The sequence below is a fragment of the Pseudomonas sp. MF09150 genome (genome assembly GCF_059862355.1).
Genome location: NZ_JCBCUS010000001.1, coordinates 401,765 through 427,059, shown reverse-complemented (window position 1 = coordinate 427,059; position 25,295 = coordinate 401,765). Strand labels below are relative to the sequence as shown.

25 protein-coding genes are annotated in these 25,295 nt (G+C 64.0%); 11 read left to right on the top strand and 14 right to left on the bottom strand.

Annotated elements, in window-relative coordinates:
* Nucleotides 1–271 precede the first annotated feature (271 nt).
* Nucleotides 272–799 carry a hypothetical protein gene (locus AC19YX_RS01840; protein WP_500605530.1) on the top strand — a complete coding sequence of 176 codons (528 nt, stop codon included), beginning with the start codon at nt 272–274 and terminating at the stop codon, nt 797–799.
* A gap of 47 nt (nt 800–846) precedes the next feature.
* On the opposite strand, the gene AC19YX_RS01835 is transcribed toward AC19YX_RS01840, so the two are convergent.
* Nucleotides 847–1,842 (bottom strand): aldo/keto reductase, encoded by a 996-nt coding sequence (locus AC19YX_RS01835; protein ID WP_500605529.1) that lies wholly within the window; start codon nt 1,840–1,842, stop codon nt 847–849.
* Between the two features lie 119 nt (nt 1,843–1,961).
* On the opposite strand from AC19YX_RS01835, the gene AC19YX_RS01830 reads away from it, so the two are divergent.
* On the top strand, nt 1,962–2,876 hold the full coding sequence (locus AC19YX_RS01830; RefSeq protein ID WP_078472142.1) for a LysR family transcriptional regulator: 915 nt from the start codon (nt 1,962–1,964) through the stop codon (nt 2,874–2,876).
* 104 nt (nt 2,877–2,980) lie between these two features.
* Here AC19YX_RS01830 and AC19YX_RS01825 read toward each other — a convergent pair whose 3' ends face one another.
* Nucleotides 2,981–3,109, bottom strand: coding sequence for a hypothetical protein (locus tag AC19YX_RS01825; protein WP_274522643.1), 129 nt, complete (start codon nt 3,107–3,109; stop codon nt 2,981–2,983).
* Between the two features lie 170 nt (nt 3,110–3,279).
* Here AC19YX_RS01825 and AC19YX_RS01820 point away from each other — a divergent pair, with 170 nt between their 5' ends.
* Nucleotides 3,280–3,468, top strand: coding sequence for a hypothetical protein (locus tag AC19YX_RS01820; RefSeq protein ID WP_020298154.1), 189 nt, complete (start codon nt 3,280–3,282; stop codon nt 3,466–3,468).
* A gap of 16 nt (nt 3,469–3,484) precedes the next feature.
* On the opposite strand, the gene AC19YX_RS01815 is transcribed toward AC19YX_RS01820, so the two are convergent.
* The gene (locus tag AC19YX_RS01815) at nt 3,485–3,865 is read right to left on the bottom strand and encodes a fe2+ zn2+ uptake regulation protein (protein ID WP_500605528.1); all 381 of its coding nucleotides are present in this window, start codon (nt 3,863–3,865) and stop codon (nt 3,485–3,487) included.
* Between the two features lie 299 nt (nt 3,866–4,164).
* On the opposite strand from AC19YX_RS01815, the gene pvdQ reads away from it, so the two are divergent.
* Nucleotides 4,165–6,507: a bifunctional acylase PvdQ gene (gene pvdQ, locus AC19YX_RS01810; protein WP_500605527.1), complete on the top strand. Its 2,343-nt coding sequence runs from the start codon at nt 4,165–4,167 to the stop codon at nt 6,505–6,507.
* A 34-nt stretch (nt 6,508–6,541) separates the two neighbouring features.
* Here the strand turns inward: pvdQ and AC19YX_RS01805 are convergent, their stop codons facing one another.
* Entirely contained in the window at nt 6,542–7,555 is a 1,014-nt protein-coding gene (locus AC19YX_RS01805; RefSeq protein WP_500605526.1) for a FecR family protein, read from the bottom strand.
* A gap of 152 nt (nt 7,556–7,707) precedes the next feature.
* On the opposite strand from AC19YX_RS01805, the gene AC19YX_RS01800 reads away from it, so the two are divergent.
* Together AC19YX_RS01800 and AC19YX_RS01795 are read left to right on the top strand one after the other, a co-directional pair.
* Entirely contained in the window at nt 7,708–7,977 is a 270-nt protein-coding gene (locus tag AC19YX_RS01800) for a PepSY domain-containing protein (RefSeq protein WP_020298150.1), read from the top strand.
* A gap of 218 nt (nt 7,978–8,195) precedes the next feature.
* Nucleotides 8,196–9,233: an Ldh family oxidoreductase gene (locus AC19YX_RS01795; protein WP_500605525.1), complete on the top strand. Its 1,038-nt coding sequence runs from the start codon at nt 8,196–8,198 to the stop codon at nt 9,231–9,233.
* A 69-nt stretch (nt 9,234–9,302) separates the two neighbouring features.
* Here AC19YX_RS01795 and AC19YX_RS01790 read toward each other — a convergent pair whose 3' ends face one another.
* Nucleotides 9,303–9,623, bottom strand: coding sequence for an ElaB/YgaM/YqjD family protein (locus tag AC19YX_RS01790; protein WP_020298148.1), 321 nt, complete (start codon nt 9,621–9,623; stop codon nt 9,303–9,305).
* A 155-nt stretch (nt 9,624–9,778) separates the two neighbouring features.
* On the opposite strand from AC19YX_RS01790, the gene AC19YX_RS01785 reads away from it, so the two are divergent.
* Complete coding sequence (locus tag AC19YX_RS01785; protein WP_020298147.1) at nt 9,779–10,033, top strand: hypothetical protein; 255 nt, start codon at nt 9,779–9,781, stop codon at nt 10,031–10,033.
* On the opposite strand, the gene AC19YX_RS01780 is transcribed toward AC19YX_RS01785, so the two are convergent.
* The gene (locus AC19YX_RS01780) at nt 10,005–10,940 is read right to left on the bottom strand and encodes a LysR family transcriptional regulator (RefSeq protein WP_500605524.1); all 936 of its coding nucleotides are present in this window, start codon (nt 10,938–10,940) and stop codon (nt 10,005–10,007) included. The genes AC19YX_RS01785 and AC19YX_RS01780 overlap by 29 nt on opposite strands.
* Nucleotides 10,941–11,024: 84 nt before the next feature.
* Between AC19YX_RS01780 and AC19YX_RS01775 the strand changes: the two genes are divergently transcribed.
* Complete coding sequence (locus AC19YX_RS01775; protein ID WP_500605523.1) at nt 11,025–11,945, top strand: carbon-nitrogen hydrolase family protein; 921 nt, start codon at nt 11,025–11,027, stop codon at nt 11,943–11,945.
* A 132-nt stretch (nt 11,946–12,077) separates the two neighbouring features.
* Nucleotides 12,078–12,974, top strand: a complete 897-nt coding sequence (locus tag AC19YX_RS01770) for a LysR family transcriptional regulator (protein WP_500605522.1) — start codon at nt 12,078–12,080, stop codon at nt 12,972–12,974.
* A 9-nt stretch (nt 12,975–12,983) separates the two neighbouring features.
* Here the strand turns inward: AC19YX_RS01770 and AC19YX_RS01765 are convergent, their stop codons facing one another.
* From AC19YX_RS01765 to AC19YX_RS01745, 5 genes are all read right to left on the bottom strand, one after another.
* Nucleotides 12,984–14,417, bottom strand: a complete 1,434-nt coding sequence (locus AC19YX_RS01765; RefSeq protein WP_500605521.1) for an aldehyde dehydrogenase family protein — start codon at nt 14,415–14,417, stop codon at nt 12,984–12,986.
* The gene (locus tag AC19YX_RS01760; protein ID WP_500605520.1) at nt 14,414–15,610 is read right to left on the bottom strand and encodes an iron-containing alcohol dehydrogenase; all 1,197 of its coding nucleotides are present in this window, start codon (nt 15,608–15,610) and stop codon (nt 14,414–14,416) included. The genes AC19YX_RS01765 and AC19YX_RS01760 overlap by 4 nt, the downstream gene beginning before the upstream one ends.
* Nucleotides 15,611–15,700: 90 nt before the next feature.
* A complete protein-coding gene (locus AC19YX_RS01755; protein ID WP_500605519.1) occupies nt 15,701–17,167 on the bottom strand; it encodes an APC family permease in 1,467 nt (488 codons plus the stop codon).
* A gap of 419 nt (nt 17,168–17,586) precedes the next feature.
* Nucleotides 17,587–18,147, bottom strand: coding sequence for a GNAT family N-acetyltransferase (locus AC19YX_RS01750; RefSeq protein ID WP_500605518.1), 561 nt, complete (start codon nt 18,145–18,147; stop codon nt 17,587–17,589).
* Between the two features lie 80 nt (nt 18,148–18,227).
* Nucleotides 18,228–19,124: a LysR family transcriptional regulator gene (locus tag AC19YX_RS01745; protein WP_078472153.1), complete on the bottom strand. Its 897-nt coding sequence runs from the start codon at nt 19,122–19,124 to the stop codon at nt 18,228–18,230.
* Between the two features lie 127 nt (nt 19,125–19,251).
* Here AC19YX_RS01745 and AC19YX_RS01740 point away from each other — a divergent pair, with 127 nt between their 5' ends.
* Nucleotides 19,252–20,772 (top strand): MFS transporter, encoded by a 1,521-nt coding sequence (locus tag AC19YX_RS01740; RefSeq protein WP_500605517.1) that lies wholly within the window; start codon nt 19,252–19,254, stop codon nt 20,770–20,772.
* Nucleotides 20,773–20,784: 12 nt separating this feature from the next.
* Here AC19YX_RS01740 and AC19YX_RS01735 read toward each other — a convergent pair whose 3' ends face one another.
* Nucleotides 20,785–22,038, bottom strand: coding sequence for a ferredoxin reductase family protein (locus tag AC19YX_RS01735; RefSeq protein WP_500605516.1), 1,254 nt, complete (start codon nt 22,036–22,038; stop codon nt 20,785–20,787).
* Nucleotides 22,039–22,311: 273 nt separating this feature from the next.
* On the opposite strand from AC19YX_RS01735, the gene glsB reads away from it, so the two are divergent.
* The gene (glsB, locus tag AC19YX_RS01730; protein ID WP_020298136.1) at nt 22,312–23,220 is read left to right on the top strand and encodes a glutaminase B; all 909 of its coding nucleotides are present in this window, start codon (nt 22,312–22,314) and stop codon (nt 23,218–23,220) included.
* Nucleotides 23,221–23,298: 78 nt separating this feature from the next.
* Here glsB and AC19YX_RS01725 read toward each other — a convergent pair whose 3' ends face one another.
* Nucleotides 23,299–23,766, bottom strand: a complete 468-nt coding sequence (locus tag AC19YX_RS01725; protein WP_201130824.1) for an LEA/WHy family protein — start codon at nt 23,764–23,766, stop codon at nt 23,299–23,301.
* Between the two features lie 66 nt (nt 23,767–23,832).
* Nucleotides 23,833–25,269: a nucleobase:cation symporter-2 family protein gene (locus AC19YX_RS01720; protein WP_078472157.1), complete on the bottom strand. Its 1,437-nt coding sequence runs from the start codon at nt 25,267–25,269 to the stop codon at nt 23,833–23,835.
* Between the last annotated feature and the right edge of the window lie 26 nt (nt 25,270–25,295).

Sequence of the window (25,295 nt, the reverse complement as noted above, 5' to 3'; positions counted from 1 at the left end):
ATATCGCTGCGATGTATCCGAGACCGTTCAATTGTGTGGGCTGCAGGTCTGAAAACAGACATGAAAAGGGACGTGGACACGTTGTGCTGATGAGTACAGGCCTTGTAGAACGTGGCCTGGCAGGTTTGTATCGAAAATGTACAAGATTTGTAAATTTCCGAAATAAAGCGTTGTTGGAGGGCGATGGCACGTTGATACTTGCGCCTATTCGTCGCTCGGCCGAGGCTTCGCCGCCCGAGCACTGTGTACATATGAAAAAGGAAGCATGCTCGTGACAATCGGATATGTCGGTGCCTGGACCAGTAAAGCCGGTTTGTTGGTACGTGAGGGCTCGGAGAGCGCCAAGCCGGTTTCCCAGAGCGCCAGGGTGCGACAGATGCTGGCCCTGGTCGGCAACGACCCGACGGCGCTCAGCACCAAGAAGATGGATGAGCTCAAGCTGCACAGGCAGATCAAAGGCTTTGATCCGACCAACGTCACCGCCAATCAGTTGGGCAGCATGAGCACCTTCCTCAAGACCAACGGCCTGATCACTGATATCACGGCGATGAACCTGCTCAGTGCCGGCAATGATTTCGACCGTTTCGGTGCGCCGAAGAACCCGGACCAGGTGTTCAATGCCCTGGAATTCTTCGCCACCAAGCTTGAGACCATCCAGAACAACAACCTCAAGGGCAACAAGTACGCCAACTACTTGATCCCCGAGTACAAGAAGGCCATCTACGTCCTGCAAAACCTGCAGACCTATGGCAAGGGCAACGGTACGACGGTCGACAAGAACATCTCCGCCAAGGCCTGACGCCTTGAGTGCGTCGGGGCTCTGGCCGAGCCCGCGGCGCGCGCCTTTCACTTGTCGAGCAGGGCCATCACTGCCTCGGGGTAGCGTTGGCCAGCCGTGGCCTCGGGGCTGAAAATTCGCTCCAGGGCTTGCAGCTCGGCGGCCTCCAGGCGCACCTCCAACGCCGCGACGTTTTCTTCCAGGTATTTGCGTTGCTTGGTTCCGGGAATCGGGATCAGGTAGTCGCCCTGCGCCAGCACCCAGGCCAGGGCCAATTGCCCAGCGGTCACGCCTTTTTCCGCCGCCAGGCGCTGCACCTGATCCACCAGCAGCAGGTTTTTCGCGAAGTTCTCCCCCTGAAAGCGTGGGCTGAAGCGCCGGTAGTCATCGGCGGCGAAGTCGTCTGGGCTTTTCAGCGCGCCGGTGAGAAACCCTCGGCCCAATGGGCTGTAGGGCACAAAGGCGACGCCCAGGCGCTGGCAGGCGGCGAGGCAGCCGTTGTCTTCCTGATCGCGGCTCCACAACGAATATTCACTTTGCAGGGCACTGATCGGATGCACCTTGTGCGCCCGCTCCAGGGTCGCCGCCGAGGCTTCGCTGAGCCCCAGGTAACGCACCTTGCCGGCCTTGACCAGTTCGGCCATGGCGCCGACGGTTTCCTCGATCGCCACCTGCGGGTCGATGCGGTGCTGGTAGTACAGGTCCAGGGTTTCAATCCCCAGGCGCTGGAGGGTGCCGTCGATGGACGCGCGGATGTATTCGGGACTGCCGTTGACCCCGCGGGCCGCCGGGTTGGCCGGGTCGCGCACGATCCCGAACTTGCTGGCCAGGAACACCTGTTCGCGCTTGCCGCGAATGGCCTGGCCGATCAGTTCTTCGTTGCTGTGGGGGCCGTACATGTCGGCGGTGTCCAGCAGGTTGATACCCAATTCCAGGGCGCGATGCAGGGTGGCGATGGCTTCGCGGGTATCGGTGCCGGTGGTGTAGAAGTCGGTCATGCCCATGCAGCCGAGGCCGATGGCGCTGACGTGAGGGCCGTTTTTACCAAGTTGACGGGTTTGCATCGGGGTATGACTCCGGTTGGTTAAGTGTCGCCATTGTTCTCCTCGACAAAACCAAGATAAACCGGCTAAAAACGCTATCACTGTTCGTAATATCTAAATAATCCACGAGTCTGCGCCCCATGGACCGTTTCAACGCCATGCGTGTTTTCACCCGTATCGTCGAACTTGGCGGCTTTGCCAAGGCCGCTGACAGCCTGCAAATGCCAAGGGCGTCGGTGACCATCCTGATCAAGCAACTGGAGGCCCATCTGGGTGTGCAGTTGCTGCACCGCACCACGCGCCAGGTCAGCCCGACCCTGGATGGGGCCGCCTATTACCAGCGCTGTGTGCAATTACTGGCGGACCTGGAAGAGACCGAGGCGGCATTTTCGGCGACCCGGCGCAACCCGCGTGGCACCTTGCGCATCGATATGCCGGCCGGCGTCGGGCGCTTGATCGTGATCCCGGCATTGCCGGCGTTTTCCGCGCGTTATCCGGCGATCGAGCTGGAGATCGGCCTCAACGACCGGCCGGTGGACTTGATCCGCGAGGGTGTGGATTGCGTGTTGCGCGGCGGCCTGTGCCTGGATGACTCCCTGGTGGCCCGGCCACTGGTGCTGATGGAGCAGGTGACCTGCGCCAGCCCCGGTTACCTGGAGCGCCATGGCACGCCGCAGTCCCTGGACGAACTGGGCGGGCATCAGGTGGTGGAGTACTTTTCCAGCGTCTCCGGCAAGCGCTACGGCCTGGAGTTCGAGGTGGGGGAGGAAGTGCGCCTGGTGGACCTGCCCAAACAGGTGGCGGTCAACAGCGCCGATGGCTACCTGGCGGCCTGTGAGGCTGACTACGGGCTGGTGCAGACGCCGTACTACCACGTTGCCCAGCAGTTGGCCGACGGACGCCTGCGGCAGGTACTGCGGGATGTGCCACCGCCGAGGTTGCCGCTGACTGCGCTGTACCCGCCGCAGCGGCATTTATCGACGCGGGTGCGGGTGTTTGTCGATTGGCTGGTGGAGCTGTTCGACGGGCCGGGCGTGCACCAGTACCGGCGCTGAGCGGCCACAGCAAAACGCCCGCTGGGGAGCGGGCGTCGGGACGGTGTGCTGCGGGTCGGCGCTTCAGGCTGGCCTGGATCGGTCAGTGCTGGAGTGCCGGGTCTTCAACGGTGGTAGTAACCAGGCCCGCCGTCGTAGTAGCGATGGCCTCCGTGCCCGCCTGGAAGAAAGATGCAGCCGGACAGGGTCAGCATCAGCAGCAGGGGAATCAGCACTGTGATTCGACGGAACATGTTTCAATCCTCATGGGCTCTGGGGGACAACTTCGGCGCCCGTGCAGCGAAAACTTTTGCGCGCCTGTAACATACGACCCCGTTTGCCCTGTCCCATCCCCGAATCTCGGTAGGTGCTTGGCATTCGTCTTGATACAAAGCCGATACATTCCAAGGCCCAGGAACCCGTAATGACCCAGTCACAACGCTTGAAATACTCGATTCTGATCTCCCTCCTGGTACTGGGGATCATGCTTGGCCTGTCCTACCTGCAGAACAACGGCGTCATCAGCGAGAAGATGTTCCAGTACATCGCCATCGGCGTGGCCGTGGCGGTAGTGGTCATCAACGGCGTGATGCGCCGCAAGGTCAAGCCCTGAGCTGAACCCGGCGGGCTCAGGCGCTGCCGTCGAGCAAGGCTGCGGCCTGCTGGTGCAGGCTGTAGCTTTTGTCGGCGTTGAGGATGATCACCCCTTCGCTGCACAGGCGCTTGAGCACTTCACGCACACTGAGGAACGACAGCGGGATATCCAGTTCCAGCAAATGGCTGTGAATACCGCGTACACCCAGTGAACGGTCGTTCTCGGTGGCCACCAGCAGGGCGTCTATGACTTTGAGGCGAATCAGGCTGGTGCGCAGGCCGAAGCCCTTGAGCAGCTGGCGGATACGCTCGTTACTGTTGCGGTCGGCGTTCTTGCCGAACACACCGGCGCCGGCATTCAGAGAAGGCGAGGACTGCGCGGTGTTGCCGTCCGTTGGCAATTGCGGGTTGTACATGCAAAAACTCCTTTTCAGAGCCTGATCAGGAAAATGATGGGTGCTCTCATTAACTAAGACGTATGAGCACGCCAAATCATGAAGCCCCAGATGTATAAATTTCGTCAGTATCTTGTCGCTGACACGTCAGACAGCTTTCTGTCGCCCCTCGCGCGCTAAATTTCCCGGTCGGTTTTCGTCTTTATGGGCAGGCACTTTTCGGCTTCGGCCGGACTGCACCGTGTTCTCCAGGCTGGCTCGACGTGTGTGCGTCGTCCCCCCTTGCCGGCCTGGTGTCTTTTTTTCGAGCAGGAGTCGGCGTGATTATTTCCAGGCAGTTACCCAGTGTGTGCCTCGCAGCCTTGTGTCTGGGGCTGAGCCTTGCGGCCCACGCCCGCACCCCGGCCCCCGCGCAACCGCGCGAGGCCAGCGCCGAGATCCGGCGAACCGCTTTCGGCGTCCCCCATATCCGTGCCACCGACGAACGTGGCCTGGGATATGGCATCGGTTACGCCTATGCCCAGGACAACCTGTGCCTGCTGGCCAACGAGGTGCTGACGGTCAATGGCGAGCGCTCCAGGTACCTGGGGGCCGAAGGGCAGACCCTCGAGCAGCGCGACAACCTCACCAGCGACGTGTTTTTCAAGTGGCTGAACACACCCGACGCGGTGTTCGGCTTCCTGCAGGCGCAAACCTCCGAGGTGCGCCAGTTGATGGGGGGCTATGTCGACGGCTACAACCGGCAACTGGCCGAACGCCGGGCCCAGGGGCTGCCAGCGCAGTGCGACGGTGAATGGGTACGGCCGCTGACCACCCTGGATCTGGTGAAATTGACCCGGCGCCTGCTGGTGGAAGGCGGCGTCGGGCAATTCGCCGAGCCCCTGGTCGGCGCCACTCCGCCCGGTGCTACGGCCCAGGCCAGCATCAGTCGTGCCAGCCTGCAACTGGCTGAGGCGCGTCAGCAGCGCTTTGCCCTGGACCGCGGCAGTAACGCGGTGGCCGTCGGGGGCGAGCGCTCGTTCAACGGTCGCGGCCTGTTGCTGGCCAACCCGCATTTCCCGTGGATTGGCGGCATGCGTTTCTATCAGATGCACCTGACCATCCCTGGCAAGCTCGATGTCATGGGCGCCGCGTTGCCGGGGCTGCCGATGATCAATATCGGCTTCAATCGGCACCTGGCCTGGACCCACACGGTCGACACGTCCAAGCACTTCACCCTGTATCGCCTGCAACTGGACCCCAAGGACCCGACTCGCTACCTGCTGGACGGCAAGTCGCTGCCGCTGACTCCGCAGACCCTGAATGTCCAGGTGCGGGGGGCGGACGGCGAGTTCCAGCTTGTCACGCGCACGGTCTACAGTTCGCAGTTCGGCCCGGTGGTGCAATGGCCGGGCAAGCTCGACTGGGATCGCCAGTACGCCTACAGCCTGCGTGACGCCAACCTGGAAAACGACCGGGTGCTGCAACAGTGGTACGCCATGAATCAGGCGTCGGACCTCAAGCAACTGCAGGGCTCGGTGCACAAGATCCAGGGCATCCCCTGGGTCAATACCCTGGCGGTGGATGACCAGGGCCAGGCGCTGTACATGAACCAGTCGGTGGTGCCCAATGTCAGCGCGGCCAAGCTGGCGCTGTGCAGCGACCCACGGGCGGGTACGCAGATGATCGTGCTCGACGGCTCACGCAGTGCTTGCGCCTGGGACAACGCCCCGGGGGCTGCGCAGCCGGGCATCTTCGCCGCGCGACAATTGCCGCAACTGCTGCGCGGCGACTTTGTGCAGAACTCCAACGATTCGGCCTGGATGGTCAACCCGGCTGCGCCGCAGGAGGGGTTCTCGCCGCTGATCAGCCAGCAGGACCTGCCGCTCAAGCAACGCTCGCGATTTGCCCTGGAGCGCCTGGGCCGGATGAGCGGCCCGGGCCAGATTGGTGTCGCCGATTTGCAGCAGCTGGTGATGGATAACCAGGTGTACCTGGCCGGGCAGGTGCTGCCGGACGTGTTGCAGTTCTGCGCCGGGGACCTGGGGGCCGATGCCGGGCGGCTTGAGGCTGTGTGTGCCAGCCTGAAGACCTGGGATCGCAGCGCCAACCTGCAGGCCGGCCTGGGCTTTGTGCACTTTCAGAATGTGATGCAGCCATTGCTCAAGCACAACGACTTCTGGCGCGTGGCCTTTGATCGTAAAGATCCGCAGCACACGCCGCGCGGCTTGAACATCGACCAGCCGGCGGTGGTTCAGGCCCTGCGTGAAGCGATGCTGGGCTCGGTGACCAAGGTGGCCGAAGCCGGGCTGGGCGCGCAGACGCGCTGGGGTGATATCCAGGTGGCCAGCAGCGGTGAGCGGCAGACGCCGATTCATGGCGGCCCGGAAAGCCTGGGGGTGTACAACGCGATGCAGAGCGTGCCGGGGGCCAAGGGCAAGCGTGAGGTGGTCAGCGGCACCAGTTACCTGCAAGTGGTCAGCTTTGACGATCAGGGGCCTCACGCCCAGGGGCTGCTGGCGTTTTCCCTGTCCAGCGATCCGGCGTCGAAATATTCGCGGGACCAGACCGAGGCGTTCTCCAACAAGCAGTGGCACGCACTGCCGTTCACCGAGGCGCAGATCAAGGCTGATCCGAGCTATCAGGTGCAAGTAGTGGGTGAGGGTGCCCCGGCCAAGCGCTAGGGGTAATCGGGCTGCGCCTGTCAGGGCGCAGCCTTCAGATTTTCGGCGGGCTTTGCGGCAGCGAGTTGATCACCGGGTTGCCGTCTTTGTTACGCGTCAGGTACACCGGCAGCACCTTGGGCAGCGAAGCCGGCAGGCCCTTGACCTCCTTGATGTTGTAGATGCCGCCAACACGGATCGCCCCGGTGGCCTGGTCGGCCAGCATCAGCGGCGCGCTCAGGTAGCGGTTGATCAAGGGCAGGGCATCGCTCAGGGCCAGGTTGTCGAGTACCAGCTTGCCGCTGCGCCAGGCCAGGGAACTGTCGTTGGCGTAGGTCTGGCTGATCTGCGGTGCGTAATCGCCATGTTTGTATCTTGCCTGGGTCCCGGGTTCGAGGCGAAAGCCATCGCCGGGCAAGGCATTGTTGCTGGTGACCAGCACCGAGCCTTCGATCAGGGTCACGCGCACCTGATCCTCATACATCCACACATTGAACTGGGTGCCGGTGACTTTCACCTGGCCCTGGGCGGCCTTGACCACGAACGGGTGGCTGCTGTCATGGCGCACTTCAAAGAAGGCTTCGCCCTTGCGCAGGGTGACCTGGCGCTGATCCTTGTAGTTGCTGTAAGTCAGTTCGCTGCCCAGGTTCAATTCAACCTGGCTGCCATCCCCCAGGGTCACCTTGCGCACCGTGTTGTCGGTGGTGAAGTGCTCGTAGGAGGAGGGGATCCAGCCCAGGTTCCACCCGGCATAACCGGCCAGGGGCAAGGCCAGGGCGCTGATGGCCGCTGCCACGCCGTAACTGCGCCAGTGCCTGCGTGCCCGGGGCTGGACTGTCGGGGGAGGCGTGAGCTGTTCGGGCAATGGACGGGGCAGATGGTCGGCGACGTCCCAGATTTCGCGCATCGCTTCATATTCAAAGGCGTGCAGAGGATCGGCGTCATGCCATTGCTGGAAGGCCTGGCGTTCTTGCGCCGTGCAATCGGATGCATGCAGACGCATGCACCAGTGGGCTGCCGCATCCGTGATGGCGTCGTATTCGGCTTCTGAGAGGGTGTGTTCGCTCATTGACTCTTCCTGATTTCCGACATTCTACCCTCCACGCCAACCCTTGGAGAACAGCCGTCATGGCGAATGCGCATCAAAGTGGAACTTATTTTTTACGGTAATGCCCTAAAAACAGGACTTACGTAATCAGTATCCACAAATGGAGTGAAAAAATGATCAAGAAAACCCTCGCCGCTTTCGTCGCCACTGCCTCCCTGCTCAGCGCCGGTGCCGCGCTGGCCGATCGTCCGGGCGCAGGCTGGATCAGCATTGAAAAAGCCGTCGAAACCGCGAAGACCAAGGCCGGCTATGTAGAGATCTACGAGATCGAAGCCGATAACGACGGCTACTGGGAAGGCAAAGGCCGCAAGGCTGACGGGATTGTCTATGAGTTCCGTATCGACGGCGCTTCGGGCAACGTCTTGCGCGACCAGAAAGACTGATAGCCCTCGCGCCAGGGCACGTTCTGTAGCCCTGGCGCTCCTGCCCCCTGTCTCGACTCCTCGCTGCAAACGTCCCCTCCGGCCTCCGATTTCCTCTGAACGACCTGTGTTGGCATTGGCTGTGCACGCCTGCGCGGTGGTTGACAGCAGGCGCGTCGAAGGTTGTTTAATCCGCTTCTACGCTGTTGCCCCCTCCAATAATTAAACTGGAGCTTCAGATGTCCGCATTGCCCCTGGTTGATGAAACGCCTGGCGAAACCCTGTCGCTGGACCAACTTACACAGCTCCTCGAAACCATCTTTCTGCGTCACGGCACTTCCCTCGAGGTGGCCCGCAGCCTTGCTGCCAACTGTGCTGGCGCCGAGCGCGACGGCGCCCACAGCCATGGCGTGTTCCGTATTCCCGGTTATGTCTCGACCCTGAAAAGCGGCTGGGTCGATGGCCAGGCGGTGCCGGTGGTTGAGGACGTGGCGTCGGGCTTTGTCCGGGTCGACGCTGCCAATGGCTTTGCCCAACCGGCGCTGGCCGCTGCCAGGGCGTTGTTGGTGGAAAAAGCCCGCAGCGCCGGGATCGCGGTGCTGGCGATCCGCAATTCCCATCACTTCGCCGCGCTGTGGCCGGATGTCGAACCCTTCGCCTATGAAGGCCTGGTGGCCTTGAGCGTGGTCAACAGCATGACCTGCGTGGTGCCCCATGGCGCCGACCGGCCGTTGTTCGGCACCAACCCGATTGCCTTTGCCGCGCCCCGCGCCGGGGGCGAGCCGATCGTCTTCGACCTGGCCACCAGCGCCATTGCCCACGGCGATGTGCAGATTGCCGCACGCAAAGGCGAGCGCCTGCCGCCGGGCATGGGCGTGGACAGCCTGGGGCAGGCGACCCAGGACCCGAAGGCGATTCTGGAAGGCGGCGCCTTGCTGCCCTTTGGCGGGCACAAGGGGTCGGCGTTGTCGATGATGGTCGAGCTGCTTGCTGCGGCCTTGACCGGTGGCAATTTTTCATTCGAGTTCGACTGGTCCAACCACCCTGGGGCCAAGACGCCCTGGACCGGGCAGTTGCTGATTGTCATCGACCCGAGCAAAGCGGCCGGGCAGAACTTCGCCGAACGCAGTCAGGAACTGGTCAGGCAGATGCATGGGGTCGGGCTCAAGCGTTTGCCGGGCGATCGGCGGCATTGGCAGCGGGAGAAATCACAGGAGCAGGGGATAACCCTGGCACGCACCGAGCTGGCACAGTTGCGGGAATTGGCGGGGTTGTAGCGGTTGACGCGATAAACAAGGCTCAGGCGAGCGCAAGGCTCGCCTGAAACCCTTGCTCAGGAACCGATATCAGGAACGGCGCCCGAGCAACAGGCCAACCACCAGGCCGAAACCTGCGGAAATGGCCACGGTCTGCCACGGGTGGCCACCGATGTAGTTCTCGGTGGCGTCCACCACCGGTTTGCTGCGTTCACGCACATTGGCCACCGAATCCAGTGCCTGCTTGAGCTTGAGCGCAACCTGCTGACGCAAGGTTTCACCTTCTTCGCCGACCAGCGCGGCGCTGCCCTTGAGCAGTTTTTCCGATTCTTCGATCAGCGCCTGCAACTCGCTGAACGCCTGGTCCTTGATTTGTTCTTCGGCTGCTTGCGCGACAGTTTTGCGAGCCATTGAGTTACTCCTTGAGTTAAGTGATGCGGTGAACAATGGAGTCGAGCGGGAGCGGAAAAGTTGCAGCTATTTTCCGCTTCCGTGAAAACCCGAGGGTAAACCCGTAGCCGCCTAAGGTGTAAGATGTCGCCTATTTTACGCAGCAGGAATTTCCCATGAGCTTCAACCTGGCCGACAAAACCCTGGCCGAACGCGCCGCCCTCGAAGATGAAAAGTCCCGCCTGTTCGACCTCTGGCAGAGCAACCTGGGCAAGGCCAAGGGCGATGCCGCGCGGCTGTTCGGCGAGCGCAGCAAGCGCAAGGGGCGCTGGTCCGAGTGGGTTCGCGCCGAACTCGACGGCATGTCGCCGCCGGAATACGCGAACATGGTCCGCAGTGAAGTCAACCGGCTGATGGCGGCGAGCAAGTAACCGCGAAGCTTTCGATAATCGCCTCACGCACCTTGAGCAACACCGGGTCGACCTGGGCGCTGGTCCGCCACCCCAACTCGATCGGGTAACGCGGCAGGTCCAGCGGGCAGGGCAGCAGCGCCAGCCCGCTCAAGGCGGCAATCCCCCGGGCGGCGTGGGCCGGGATGGTCGCCACCGCCTGGCTGCCCTTGAGCAGATAGGGCAAGGCCGCAAAATGGCTGGTGGAGGCGCACACATGGCGGCTCAGGCCCAGGGCGGCGAGCCCCTCGTCGGTGATCCCGATAAACCCCTGTGACGACACCAGCACATGTTCGCGCGCGACAAACTGCGCCAGGCTCAGTGCCTGCTGCCCGGGTTCCAGGCTGGCCGGGTCTGCCAGGCACAGGTAGCTGCCTTCGCCCAGCACCTGGCGGCTGAGCAGGCGTTCGGCAAAACCGCCGGCGCTGATCGCCAGGTCGATGCTGCGTTGCAGCAGGGCTTCACCGACGATCTGGCTGTGGCTCTGGCGGAAAATCAGGCGCAACTTCGGCGCCCGCCGGGCCACGGCCTCGATCAAACGCCGGCCATAGGCGATCTCGAAATCATCCGACAGCCCCAGCGTCACCGAGCGGCCCTGATAGTCGTTGGCGCTGGGGTCGACCATGGCCAGGCTCTGCCGGCATTTGTTCAGGGCCTCGCTGATCACCGGCTTGAGCTGGTTGGCCCGCAGGGTCGGTGCCAGGCCGCGTCCGGTGCGCACGAACAACGGGTCGCCATACAATTCGCGCAAGCGACGCAAGGCCGCGCTCATGGCCGATTGGGTGACGCCCAGGCGCAACGCCGCGCGGCTGGCGCTGGACTCGTCGTGCAGGGCTTCGAAGGCCTTGAGCAGGTTGAGATCGACGCTGGCGATATTCATATGGTTCATATCATTAAGCACTGAGATGGGGTTTATGCATGATCGGCGCGCGGCGGAGAATGGGCAACACTTCACCGCTGACGGAGCTTTCCGATGCCTGTATCCATCGTCGCCGCGCTACAAATCGGCTCCCTGCCCGAAGGCAAGGCCGCCACCCTGGAACAGATCCTGTCTTATGAAAACGCGATCATCGAAGCCGGTGCGCAACTGGTGGTGATGCCCGAAGCGCTGCTTGGCGGCTACCCCAAGGGCGAAGGGTTCGGCACCCAGCTGGGTTACCGTCTGCCGGAAGGCCGTGAAGCCTTCGCCCGCTACTTCGCCAATGCCATCGACGTGCCGGGGGTGGAAACCCAGGCCCTGGCCGAACTCTCGGCGCGCACCGGGGCCAATCTGGTGCTGGGAGTGATCGAGCGCAGCGGCAGCACCCTGTATTGCACGGCGCTGTATTTCGACCCCCAGCACGGTCTGCTGGGCAAGCACCGCAAGTTGATGCCCACCGGCACCGAACGCCTGATCTGGGGCAAGGGGGACGGTTCGACCCTGCCGGTGTTCGACACCCAGGTAGGGCGCGTGGGCGCGGTGATCTGCTGGGAAAACATGATGCCGCTGCTGCGCACCGCGATGTACGCCAAGGGCCTGGACCTGTGGTGCGCGCCGACCGTGGATGAGCGCGAAATGTGGCAGGTCAGCATGCGTCACATCGCCCATGAGGGGCGCTGCTTTGTGGTCAGCGCCTGCCAGGTCCAGGCCTCGCCCCAGGCGCTGGGCCTGGAGATCGCCCATTGGCCCGCCGAGCGCCCGCTGATTGCCGGCGGCAGCGTGATTGTCGGGCCAATGGGCGATGTGCTGGCCGGGCCCCTGGTCGGCTGCGCGGGGCTGATCAGCGCGCAGATCGACACCGCGGACCTGGTGCGCGCCCGCTACGACTACGACGTGGTCGGGCACTATGCGCGCCCGGATATCTTCGAGTTGACGGTGGATGAGCGCGCCCGGCCCGGAGTGCGTTTTACCTGAGGTGCAGCCACGCTTCGCGGGTGTTCGCCCGGGCTGGCCGAGGGGCCTGCAAGCAAGGCCGCCAGCAGTTGACGCTGGCCCCGGGCTGCCGTTGAATAGCCAGCCTCACGCCCCTTTGCCCGCGGAACTACTGTGCTTAGAAACGTCACCGATATGGACTTGCGTCTGCTGCGGATTTTCTCCGTGGTGGTCAAATGCGGTGGCTTCACGGCGGCCCAGGCCGAGCTGAACATGAGCCAATCGAACATCAGCACCCATATCTCCAGCCTGGAAAAACGCCTCGGCTATCGCCTGTGCGAGCGCGGCAAGGGAGGCTTTCGCCTGACCGAGAAGGGCCAGCGCATCCTGGCGGCGGCCAGTGCGCTGTTTGGTGCGGTGGATGTGTTTCGCAACGAGGCCCAGGAATTGTCCGGGCGCCTGGTGGGTGACCTGTATCTGGCCCTGGCCGACAACATCGCGACCTTGCCGGCGGCGCATATCGACGCAGCGATCGCGCGCTTTTACCGGCGCGACCAGGATGTGCACCTGCACGTGTTCGTCAACTCGCCCACCGAGCTGGAGCTGGCGGTGATCGACGGCCAGTTGGACCTGGCCATTTCCTATTTCAGCCGTAGCCTGCCGACCCTGGACTATCAGCCGTTGTACAGCGAAGAGATCGGCGTGTTCTGTGGGGCTCGGCATCCGCTGTTCGCCGAAGCCGCGCCGACTTTGGAGCAGATCAAGGCCTGTGACTGGATTCGCCACGGGTTCCTGCCGGCCAACCAGGTGCTGCCGGTGGCGCCGTCGCGTGCCACGGCCACCGCCTACCACATGGAGGCGGTGGTGCATGGGGTGCTGGCGGGTACGCACCTGGGTTATTTGCCCAATCACTACGCCCGGCCCTGGGTGCATGACGGGCAGATGCGCGCGTTGCATGCGCAGACCCTGCGCTACGAGGTGCAGCACAGCATGATCACCCATGCCGGCCACCCCCATAGCGAAGCCCTCAAGGCCTTTATCGATGACCTGCTGAGCGAACACTGCAACTGAGCACCGCGTTTACCCCAGGCAACGGGTCACGTGCTTCAGCGACTGATAGGCGGCCAATCCCCAGGGCCCCAGTTCACGGCCGATACCGCTGCCCTTGGTCCCACCCCATGAGGTTTCGACGAACACTGCCTGGATCGAGTTGATCCACACATGACCGACCTCCAGGGCTGCCGCCAGCCGTTCAGCCCGGGCCAGATCGGCACTGATCACTGTCGCCACCAGACCGAAGGCGCTGTCATTGGCCAGGGCCAAGGCTTCGGCTTCCGTGCTGAAACGCCTTGCGCAGAGTACCGGTCCGAAGATCTCCTCGCGCCACAGGCGGCTGTCGCCCGGCACCTGGTCGTACACCGTCGGGCTGACGAACCAGCCGGGTTCGGCCAGGGCTTCACCGCCGGTCAGGCACACCAGGCCTTCGTCGCGGGCAATGGCGAAATAGTCGAGCACCTTGCGGTACTGTGCCTCGCAGGTCAGGGGGCCCATATCCACTTCCTGATGCTGCGGGTTGCCCACCCGCAACCGTTCCAGGGCCTGGGTCAGGCGTTGCAGCAGGGAATCGGCAATGGCTTCATGGACCAGCAGGCGTGAAGTCGCCGAACACATTTGCCCGGCGTTCCAGCAGAAGCCGGCAATGATCCACTCCACCGCCTGATCCAGATCGCAGTCCTCGAACACCAGGATCGGCGATTTGCCCCCCAGCTCCAGGGTCACCGGCCGGCAATGTTCGGCGCAGCTGTGCATGACTTTTTGCCCGACCGGGTTGCTGCCGGTGAACGACAGCTTGTCCAGCCCCGGGTGCGCACTGAGGGCCGCGCCGACAGTGCTGGCACCGACCACGATATTCAACACCCCGGGCGGCAGGCCCAGCGTTTCTGCGATCTCGGCGTAGACCTGTTCGATCAGAGGCGTGACCTCCGACGGCTTGAGCACCACGGTGCAGCCGGCGGCCAGGGCGGGGGCAATCTTCCAGGCGCTGGTCACCAGGGGGAAGTTCCAGGGCACGATCAAGCCCACCACGCCCAGGGCCTCGGCCCGGCAATGGGCCTGGAAGCCGGGAGCCGACAGCGGCACTTCGCGGTTCGGGGTGGCGTCCAGTTGTTGGGCCAGCCCGGCGTAGTAGGTGAAGGTGGCGATGGCATCGTCCAGGTCGACACTGGCTTCGTGCCGCGGCTTGCCGTTATTGCGCATTTGCAGCTCGATCAGCGTGCTGCGGCGTCGTTCGAGTTCGTGGGCGAAGCTGTGCAGATAGTGCCCGCGCTGGCTGCCGCTAAGGCTGTGCCAAGGACCGAGGGCCTGGCGTGCGGCAGTGACGGCGAGGTCGATCTGCTGCGCGCTGGAGCCCTGGAGACGGGCAATGACCTGGCCCAGTGACGGGTCGCAGGGGCTCAGTTGCTCGTCGCCTTCGCCATCCTGCCACTGGCCGTTGATATAGAGCGCCGGATTCATGGACGCACCCCCGGCAGCACGCCGTGTACCGCGTTGCAGAAAATCGTCCGGTACTGCTCGGCGTTCAGGGGCTGGGCATTGGTCTCGGAAGAGGAAATATCGGCCACCGCCTGAGCCCCGACCCAGTCGGCGTCGGCCGTGTCCAGGCCGATCTCGCCAAGGCTGTGGGGGATGCCCAGCTCCGCGCGCAGCGTCAGGACCCAGTCCAGGAAGCCTCGGAAGTCAGGCTGCGGCAATTCCAGGTAGCGGGCCAGGCGCGCGATATCGGCGTCGATCACCGGCTGGTTGGCCACCAGCACATAAGGCAGCAGGATCGCGTTCAACAACCCATGGTGCTTGTGGTAGCGCGCTCCCAGCGGGTGCGCCAGGGCATGCACGCCGCCCAGGCCTTTCTGGAACGCCACGGCGGCCATGGCCGAGGCCACCAGCATGCCTTCGCGGGCCACCAGGTCCTGGCCGTTGGCGTAGGCCTGGCGCAGGTGCTGGCTGACCAGGCGAATGCCTTCGACGGCGATGCCGCTGGACATCGGGTGATACAGCGGCGAGCAGAAGGCTTCGAGGTGATGGGTCAACGCATCCATGCCGGTCGCGGCGGTCAGTGCCGGCGGCAGGCTGCGGGTCAGTTGCGGGTCGAGGATCACACAGGCCGGGAGCAATTGTGGATGGCTGATCACCCGTTTCACGTGCAGCCGGGTATCGGTCAGCACCGCCTCACGGCCCAGTTCCGAGCCGGTGCCGGCGGTGGTGGGCAGCGCGATCAGGGGTGGCAGGCCAAGTGCGGGGAAGTCGCTCAGGCTCGGATAGCGCTCGATGATCTGCGACCATTCAAAGCGCTCCAGACCCTCAGGGTCGCAGGCTGCCAGGGCGATGCCCTTGGCCGCGTCCATGGCGCTGCCGCCACCCAGAGCGATCAGCGAGTCGTGCTCGCCGGACTGGAACGCGGCAACGCCGCGCTGCACATCTTCCAGGCTGGGGTTGGCGCCCAGTTCGGAAAACACCGCAACGGGCAGCCCGGCGCGGTGCAACTGCGCAACCAGCAGGTTGAAGGGTTCGAGGGTGAGCATGCCGGGGTCGGTGACCAGCAGCGGACGGCCCATGTTCAACAACCGGCAACGTTGCCCGAGCAGGTCCAGGGCGTCGGCGCCGCAGAAGATTTCAGTGGGGTAGTTCCAGTAATGCACAGCAGGGGACATGGTTTTCTCCAGCACGAGTGAGTTCACAGGTGGCCAGTCATGGCCACCCGGGCAGGGAGTAGGGCGCTGTCGGCGACAGCGCGGGGGAAGTCAGTTGGTGGGTAGCGGGGCGCTGGGTGTGCGCAGGTAGGGCTTGGCCAGCAGCATGTACAGCAGGCCAAGCAGCGCCAGGCTGGAGAACACCAGGATCACCGCCCAGACCTGGAACCACGGAGCACCCGGTGGCGCCAGGGACTCCCGGGGCCAGGCGACGTTGATGGTTTCGAACACCAGCCAGACAAACGCCAGCAGGTTCACCGGCAGGCCCCAGCGTCCGAGACTGAATACGCCGGCTTCGGGCTTCCAGCGCCCGCGCAGGCGGGCAATCAGGGCGCAACTGATAACGATCAGGAACACCATGAAAAAGCCGCCGCTGCCAAAGGCGATCAGGGTGCCGACGGCCGTGGCATTCAAGCCCAGAGCCAGGCCGAAGCTGGCGAACAGGGTGCTGAAGACCATCGCGGCGAACGGCACCTTGCGCTTGTCCACCCGGCGCAGAGTGGCCGACGCCGGCAGGATCGAGTCCCGGGCCATGCCGAACACGGCGCGGCCAATGTAGGTCTGCACCGACACCACGCAGGCAATAAAGGCCACCAGCACCACGCCGACGAAGGGCCGCTCGGACCAGGCCCCAAAGGCGTCGACCACCGCCGGGGTTACCGGGTCGATCACGCTACCGGCGACCATGCCGGCGGTATCGGTAAACGACAGGGTGACGGCGAACGCGGTGAGCATCACTGTCAGCCCCACCAGGATCATCGAGCGCAGGATGGCCCGTGGGGTCGAGGTGCGGGCGTCGGCGGTCTCTTCGGAAACCTGGGAGCAGGCATCGAAGCCGAGGAAGGCCCAGCCGCCGACGGCCATCGCCGTGATAAAGCCACTGAAGTACGAACCATCGGCCGGGGCCGTGGCGCTCAGGCCTTCTAACAGCAGCGACCAGGAGTGGTTGCGGAAAAAGATCAACAACAACAGGCCGATACCGATGGAGGCAATGGCTTCGGCGATGATCCCCGCGTTGACGAAATATTTCAGCGGGTTGATGCCCAGCAGATTGACCCCCAGCCCGAGCAGCAGCAGGACTGCGCCGCTGGCCACCTGGGCGTTGGCTTCCGGTGCATGACCAGTGACGAACAGCCACAGCCAGAACCCGCCGAGGTAGGCCACGGTGGTCAGGGACGCCAGGGCCGACGCGAGGTACATGAAACCGGTGAACCAGGCCCAGCGATCGCCCGCCAGGCGCTTGACCCACTGGTAACAACCACCAGCCAGCGGGTACTGCGAAGCCAGTTCGGCGTACACCAGGGCCACCAGAAGCTGCAGGGCCAGGCACAGCGGCACGATCCAGACCCAGGACGGGCCTGCACTCATGGCCCCCAGGGCCATCACCGAATAGATGCCGACCACCGGCGAGACCGTGGCAAAGCCTACGGAAAAGGACGACCAGAGCGACAGGCCACGGTGCAGCTCCTGGCGGTAGCCCTGGCGCTGAAGCAGGGTTTCATCATGGGAAGAGTTCATTGCGCACCTCGTGCGCACGGCGCAGCACGGGTACGGCGGCCACGGGTAGGGCGTCGAAATTGGGACATAGGGAGTTCCTGGAATCGGCAGATCAAATTGTTATTGGGGTGGCCTGTAGCTTTTGTTGTGGGCGGACCGACCTTGCCTGCCCTCGGATGAGGACAGGGCGAGCTTAAGCGCGGTAAACATCAAGATGAATACACATATTAGTAAGCTGACATTTGAGTTTGTTGATGTTTGCCGAGCTGGTGAGGCGAGCAGGAGCAATCGCATCCAAGGCGCCAGTGTCCGCAGAGAAAGACGACAAGCCGCCGCAGCTTGGGCCGCCGATGGCGGCTGTGGGGCCAGGGCGTTACGCCCGACGAACGCCGGGACAAAGGGCGCCAAGCGCCCGCTTTGAAGCCAAGCCCGGGTGCGGTTTACCTGAGGCGCTGCCACTCTTCGCGGGTGATTTCCCAGAGCTCCCTGGGGAGTCGCCCGGCGACGAAGTCCCCCTCGTCGCAGCTGATCAGGCGCATCCCGCTGCGTTCGGAAATCCGCCGTGAGCCCAGGTTGGGAGCCGCCTTGGGCGCCCGCAGCAGGGGGCGTTGCAGCACCTCGAACCAGTAGGCGGTGACCGCGGCGCTGGCTTCGCCCATATACCCCTGGCCCTGCCAGGCGGGAGCGAGCCAGAAGCCACGGTTGTTATCGGTTTCATCCATCAGGCTGACGTTGCCGATCAACTGTCCGGGCGCTGATTTCAGGCAGATTGCCCAATGCCATTCTTCACCCCGGGCCATGGCCGGCAGGGCCAGGTCTCGCAGGTAGCTCAGGGCACCATCGGCCGGGTAGGGCCAGGGCACCAGGGCGTTGAGATACCGCACCACCTGCCAGTGAGCAAACTGCGCTTGCACTGCCTCGGCGTCCGCCATTTGCAGCGGCCGCAGGATCAGGCGATCGGTGTACAGGGTGGGGATCTCGACAGTGAGTGGGGTGTCCATCGGGGGGCGCGGCTCCTGAGTCGGTCATGGCGCCGCCATATTCCAGCCTGAGCCGGCGCTGGGCAAGGATTACCCGAGGATCAATCGCGCCCCAGGCGCAGGTGCTCGCCGAGAAAGTCGACGAACACCCGCAGCTTGGGCAGCAGGTGGCGGCTGCTGGGCCAGAGCACCGAAAATTTGCCGCTGTCGATCTGATAGTCATCCAGCACTGCCACCAGGCTGCCTTCGGCCAGGGCGCCGCGGACCACGAAATCCGGGACAAAGGCGATGCCCAGGCCCTGGCTGGCGGCAAAGATCAGCGACTCCAGGTTGTTGCTGGTCAAGGCGCTGCGCAGGCTCAGGGGCGGCTCGCCGGCGGGCAGGCGCAGGGTCCACTGCTGCAACTGGGTGGTTCCGGGGAATTTGTAGCGCAGGCAGGCGTGCTGCTCCAGATCCCGGGGGGACTGCGGCGTGCCGTGTTCGGCAAAGTACTGCGGAGCGCTGACCAGGACAAAGCCGAAGGGCCCGAGGGTGCGGGACTTGAGTTGCGAGTCGGCCAGCTCGCCGCTGCGGATCACCGCGTCGACGCCCTCGGCGATCACATCGATCAAGCGGTCGTTGAAGTCCAGGTCGAGTTCGATCTGCGGGTAGCGCCGGGTGAACTCCGGAAGAATCGGCAACAGCATGCGATAGCCGATGGCGGGCAGGCTGACCCGCAACTTGCCGCGCGGAGTGTCGCTGATCCGCGCCAGTTCGGCTTCGGCTTCTTCCACCTCGCCGACGATGCGCTGGCAACGCTCGAAAAACAGCGTGCCTTCGTCGGTCAGGCTGATGCGCCGGGTGCTGCGATTGAGCAGCCGCACACCGAGCTTGTGCTCCAGCCGCGCCAGGCTTTTGCCGACCGCCGAGGCGGAAATTCCCAGGCGTTCGGCGGCGCCCACCAGGCTGCCGCTTTCCACCGTGCGGACGAATGCCAGCAGGCCGTTCAGATTATCCATGGGGACCTCAATTAGAGCGTTTATGTCCGCAAGCCAAGGACTTTAGCCCTGTTTTTTGCTGATTGCGGCGAATCTATCATCCAAACCCACCCCTGTCCGCTGTGGCTTTTGCCTGTTCGAGGTCCTGATGAACCCTGAAATCGATCTGCCCGCCGCCTTCCAGGCCGCCACCCCTGCCAGCCGTGCCTATGGCGTGCTGGCGGCGGTGTGCCTGGCGGCGCTGATACTGCCCCTGACCTTTGTCGGCGTGGCCGTGGCCACCCCGGCCATTGCCCGCGAGCTGGGTGGCAGCCCCATGGCCCTGAGTTGGGTGACCAACGCCTTTATGCTGACCTTCGGCAGTGCGCTGATGGCCGCTGGGACCCTGGCCGACGAGTACGGCCGCAAGCGGGTGTTCAGCCTGGGTGTCGGCCTGTTTGCCCTGACGTCCCTGGTGCTGGCCTTTGCCCCTTCGGTGCTGTGGCTCGATGGCCTGCGGGCGTTGCAAGGGCTGGCGGGCGCTGCAGCCCTGGCCGGCGGTTCGGCGGCCCTGGCCCAGGAGTTCGAGGGCCGCGCCCGCACCCGTGCCTTCAGCCTGCTGGGCACCACCTTTGGCGTCGGTCTGGCATTCGGGCCGCTCCTGGCCGGAGTGCTGATCGAGCACTACGGCTGGCGCGCGATCTTTATCAGCGGCACCTTGATTGGCGGGCTGTCGCTGCTGTTTGGCGTGCCGCGCATGCACGAATCCCGTGACCCGGACGCTGCCGGTGTCGATTGGCCCGGCACCCTGAGTTTTACCGCAGCGCTGGTGCTGTTTACCTGGGGCGTGCTGCAGGCGCCGCAAAGTGGCTGGGGCAGCGTGCTGGTGCAAAGCCTACTGTGGGGCTCGTTGCTGGCGCTGCTGGGGTTTGTCGCGATCGAGTCGCGGGTCAAGCGGCCGATGCTGGATCTGTCGCTGTTTCGCTACCCGCGTTTTGTCGGGGTGCAGGTGTTGCCGATCGCCACCTGCTACTGCTTTGTGGTGCTGCTGATTCTGCTGCCGATCCGCTTTATCGGGGTTGAAGGCTACAGCGAGATCGAGGCCGGGCTGATGATGATGGCCCTGTCGGCGCCGATGCTGGTGGTGCCGTTGCTGGCGGCGTGGCTGACGCGCTGGGTCAGTAGTCGCGTGCTGTGCAGCGCCGGCCTGCTGCTTGCCGCCTTCGGCCTGTATCTGCTGAGCCGGGTAGGCGTGGGGCAGCCCACGGCCAACGTGCTGCCGATGCTGTTGATTGGCCTTGGGGCGGGTTTGCCCTGGGGCCTGATGGATGGCTTGTCGGTCAGTGTGGTGCCCAAGGAGCGTGCCGGGATGGCCACCGGCATCTTCAGCACCACCCGGGTGGCGGGTGAGGGCATTGCCCTGGCCCTGGTGGTGGCATTGCTGGCCGGGCTGCTGCAGCACTCCCTCGGCGCGGCGCTGGTGGACGCCGCGCAGATTCCCCTGGCCGCGCAGCAACTGGCCAACGGCAACCTGCAGGCCAGCAGTGCGCTGTTGCCGGAGGTCGGGCGCGGTGCCCTGTTGCAGCTGTATGTGGAGGCCTTCGGCCAATTGCTGCGGGTGCTGATCGGCATCACCCTGGTCTCGGCCCTGGCGGTGTGGCTGGCCCTGCGCGAGCCGGCTCGTCCTTGAGCGCGGGAGGTTTCAGCGGAACTCGAACAGCTCGTAATGCAGATTGCCCTCGGGGATCGCCTGTTCGCGCATCAGCTCGCGGACGCGCTCCAGCAAGCCCTTGGGCCCGCAAAAGCTGATCTGGATCTGTTGTGGGTCGGTTTGCGCTACGGCGTGCTTGAAGGTCTCGGACAGTTGATCGACCCCGCCATCCTGACCAACAAAGCACACGCCGCGTTGCTCGGCCATGCTTTGCAGCTGTTCGGCAGTGGGAAACGCGCGTGAGGGATTGAAGCAATACACCAGGGTCGTGTTATCCAGGCGTTCGCTGGCATCGTCTTGCAGCCAGGCGATAAACGGCGAGATGCCAACCCCGCCCGCGACCCAGATTTCCCGTGGTGCATCGACCTGGCGCTTGAACTGTCCATAAGGCGCATAGACATCCGCGAGCATGCCGACCTTGACCTGGTCGCGCAGCTTTTGCGTGTAGTCGCCCAGGGCGCGGATCACGAATTCGATACGCCCATCGCTGGCATAGGCGCTGGCAATGGTGAACGGATGGGGCTCGCGCAGGCCCTTTTCCTTGAGCGCAAGAAAGGCGAACTGCCCGGCCTTGAACGCAAAGCCGTGCTGCACAGGCGTCAGCTCCAGGTGCAGGGAGTGTTTGTGCGCCGACACGGCGCTCACGGTGTATTCGCCGGCCTTGGCCAGCACTGGGTAGAGCAACAGCTTGTACAACGCACCGAGCAGCCCCAGGCCGCAAAGCAAAGTCAGCCACAGGCCCGATGGGTTGTTCAGGGCAATCGGCGATTTGAAGCTCAGCCAATGCAGGATGACGATCACGAACAGCGGGCCGGAGAGCTTGTGCCACCAGCGCCACAAGCGATAGGGAATATTGCGGTTCAACGCCAGCAGCACAATCAGGCCCAGGGCCACATAACTGAGCTGGCGCACCAGGCGCGTCCAGTACTTGGGCCACTCGATGATGGGCACGCTGTTCCACAGGTCCAGGTTGGCCTTGAACACAAAGTGGTAGCTGGCAAACACCAGCGCCCAGATCCCCAGCCACTTATGCGCTTCATACACCCGGTCGAGGCCACCGAACAGCCACTCGACCCAGCGCCAGCGGCTGGCCAGCAGGCACGAGGTGGCCATGTACGCCAGCGCCGAGGCCCCGAGAATCAGGCTCAGGCTGGCGGAGGTGAGCCAAGTGCTGCTGGGGATTTCGATCAGGACGGTGATGCTGGTGATCAGCAAAATACCAAGGATGCAATGCCAGGGTTTCAACGCGCTTCGCCTCTGTAGACACCGGTTTTCCGGCGATAGTGCCGCTGCGCCGGGTGCACTCATCGACTGGCCAGCATCGGCGAGCAGCCGCTGTGAGCGGTCGAGGGCACGGTTGTGGCAACGGTTTTTACGGTCATGCAGCCTACTCGCATCGCGCCAGGGGGGAGGTGACCTGTGTCAGGTGTGGGCCGTAACTGTGCTGCGCGGCGGTTGTCGGGCGTCTAGCAAGCACAGCCCCGCAGCGGTTCGGGGCCAGAGATTGCGAGCCTGACGATGCAAGCGCTGTTGAACGAAATCCTCGACCAAGTTCGGCCACTGATTGGCCAGGGGAAAGTCGCCAATTACATCCCGGCCCTGGCCGACGTGCCGGCCAACCAGCTGGGGATTGCCGTGTATGGCAACGACGGCCAGGTGTTCAGCGCCGGCGATGCCGACACGCCGTTTTCGGTGCAGAGCATTTCCAAGGTGTTCAGCCTGGTGCAGGCCATCGGTCATTCCGGCGAGGCGATCTGGGAGCGGCTGGGGCATGAACCTTCGGGGCAGCCGTTCAATTCCCTGGTGCAGCTGGAGTTCGAGCGTGGGCGCCCGCGCAACCCGTTTATCAACGCCGGGGCACTGGTGATCTGCGACATCAACCAGTCACGGTTTGCCGCGCCGGCCCTGTCGATGCGTGATTTCGTGCGGCGTCTGTCGGGCAACCTGCAGGTGATGGTCGACGGCAAGGTGGCCGACTCCGAGTACCAGCACCGCGCCCGCAATGCGGCCATGGCCTACCTGATGCAGTCCTTCGGCAACTTCCACAACGATGTCGAGGCGGTGCTGCGCAGCTACTTCAGCCATTGCGCGCTGCGCATGAGCTGCGTCGACCTGGCCCGGGCGTTCTGTTTCCTGGCCAACGACGGCTTTTGCAAGCACAGCGGCGAGGCCATCCTCACCGCGCGCCAGACCCAGCAGGTGAACTCGATCATGGCCACCAGCGGCCTGTATGACGAGGCCGGCAACTTTGCCTATCGCGTCGGCCTGCCGGGCAAGAGCGGGGTGGGCGGCGGCATAGTCGCCGTGGTGCCGGGGCAATTCACCGTGTGCGTGTGGTCCCCGGAACTCAACGCCGCCGGCAACTCCCTGGTCGGCATGGCGGCCCTGGAACTGCTGAGCCAGCGCATCGGCTGGTCAGTGTTCTGATCCCGTAGCCGCTGCCGAGGCATGCGGCTGCGCTGGCCAGAGTGAACACTGAAGAGTGCCTATTGAAAACAGGTTGCCTCACCAGGTGCCATTGGCGGCATTGGGCAGGCTCAGGGTGCCGTGGTCGACAAAACGTAGGGTGCCGAACAGGCCGCCGGCCAGTTTGCCGCGCAGGGTGTAGGGCAGGTTGTCGACATTCTGGTTCTGGCTCAAGCCCAATGTCTGGCGCAGCACGGAAAACGCCGAGACGCTGACCGGCACCACCAGCACCTCTTCCGAGAAGCGCCCAATGCTGCCGTGCTGGTCACTGACCCCCGAGGCCAGGGGCCGGCCGTTGACGTCCAGGTCCAGGGCCACGCCGTTGTAGTCGATCGCGGTTTCGTTGGGGTTCTGCAGGCGCAGCTTGACCGCGAAACGCATCTCCAGATCCTGGCTGGGCAGGGGCTCGATGCCCACCACATTGATGTTCAGCGGGTCGCGATTGGGGAACAGGGCACAGGCGCTCAGGCTGAGCAGCACCAGGGACAAAGCGATCAATCTGCGCATGGGGTACCCGTCAGGTTGGAGGACATACAGGGGGCGGTCGCCCCCCGCTGTAGACGTCCGCTGACCTCAGGAGTTCGCTTTGGCGCTCATGTCCGGGTCCTGCATGACCTTGAGGGTTGCCGCCTCGGGGTCGAACTCGTCTTCTTCCAGTTCCATGAACTCTTCCGGCAGGAAGATATTCAGGAAAATGGCGCAGAAGGCGCCCACGGTGATCGGCGATTCAAAGATGTTGTGCAGCGCCTTGGGCAGCTCGCGCAACACTTCCGGCACCGCCGCCACGCCCAGGCCCATGCCCAGGGAAATCGCCACGATCAGCACGTTGCGCCGATGCAGGCCGGCTTCGGCGAGGATCTTGATCCCGGCCACCGCCACGGTGCCGAACATGATCAAGGTGGCGCCGCCAAGGACCGGCTTGGGCATCAGTTGCAGCACCGCGCCGATCATCGGGAACAGCCCGAGCAGCACCAGCAGCCCGGCAATAAAGTAGGCCACGTAGCGGCTGGCCACGCCGGTCAGTTGGATCACCCCGTTGTTCTGGGCAAAGGTCACCATCGGCAAGCTGTTGAACACCGCCGCCACCATCGAGTTGAAGCCGTCGGCCAGCAGCCCGGACTTGATGCGCTTGATGTACAGCGGACCCTTGACCGGCTGTTGGGAAATCATCGAGTTGGCGGTCAGGTCGCCGGCCGCCTCCAGCGGCGAAATCAGGAAGATCACCGCCAGGGGGATAAAGGCGATCAGGTCGAACGAGAAGCCGTACTTGAACGGCACCGGCACGCTGACCAGGGGCACGTCGGGCAGGCTGGCCATGTCGACCCGGCCCAGCATCCAGGCGACGACGAAGCCCAGGGTCAGGCCGATGACGATCGAACCCAGGCGCAGCATCGGGTGGTTGAAGCGGTTGAGGATGACGATGGTCAGCAGCACCAGTGCTGCCAGCCCCAGGTTGCTGGCCGCGCCCAGGTCCGGCGCGCCGAAGCCGCCGGCCATGTCGGTGACCGCGACCTTGATTAGCGACAGGCCCATCAGGGTGATGATGGTGCCGGTGACCACCGGGGTGATCAGCTTGCGCAGCTTGCCGATGAACTGGCTGAGGAACATCTCGATAAAGGCCGCGCAGAAGCAGATGCCGAAGATGGTCGAGAGAATCTCTTCATTGCTGCCGCCACGGCCCTTGACCATGAAACCGGCGCTGAGCAGCACGCTGATAAAGGAAAAACTGGTGCCCTGCACGCACAGCAACCCGGAGCCGATAGGGCCCAGGCGCCGGGCCTGGACAAAGGTGCCCAGGCCGGAGACGAACAGCGCCATGCTGATCAGGTAGGGGGTTTCTTCGTGCAGGCCGAGCACCCCGCCGAAAATCAGGGTCGGGCTGATGATGCCGACAAAACTGGCCAGCACATGCTGCAACGCGGCGAAGATGGCCGCGCTGAAATGCGGGCGGTCGTCCAGGCCATAGATCAGGTCGGACTTGTAGCGAGGGATGCGATCAGGTGCGGTCATGAAAAGGCCTGCCAATGGCGTGTCGG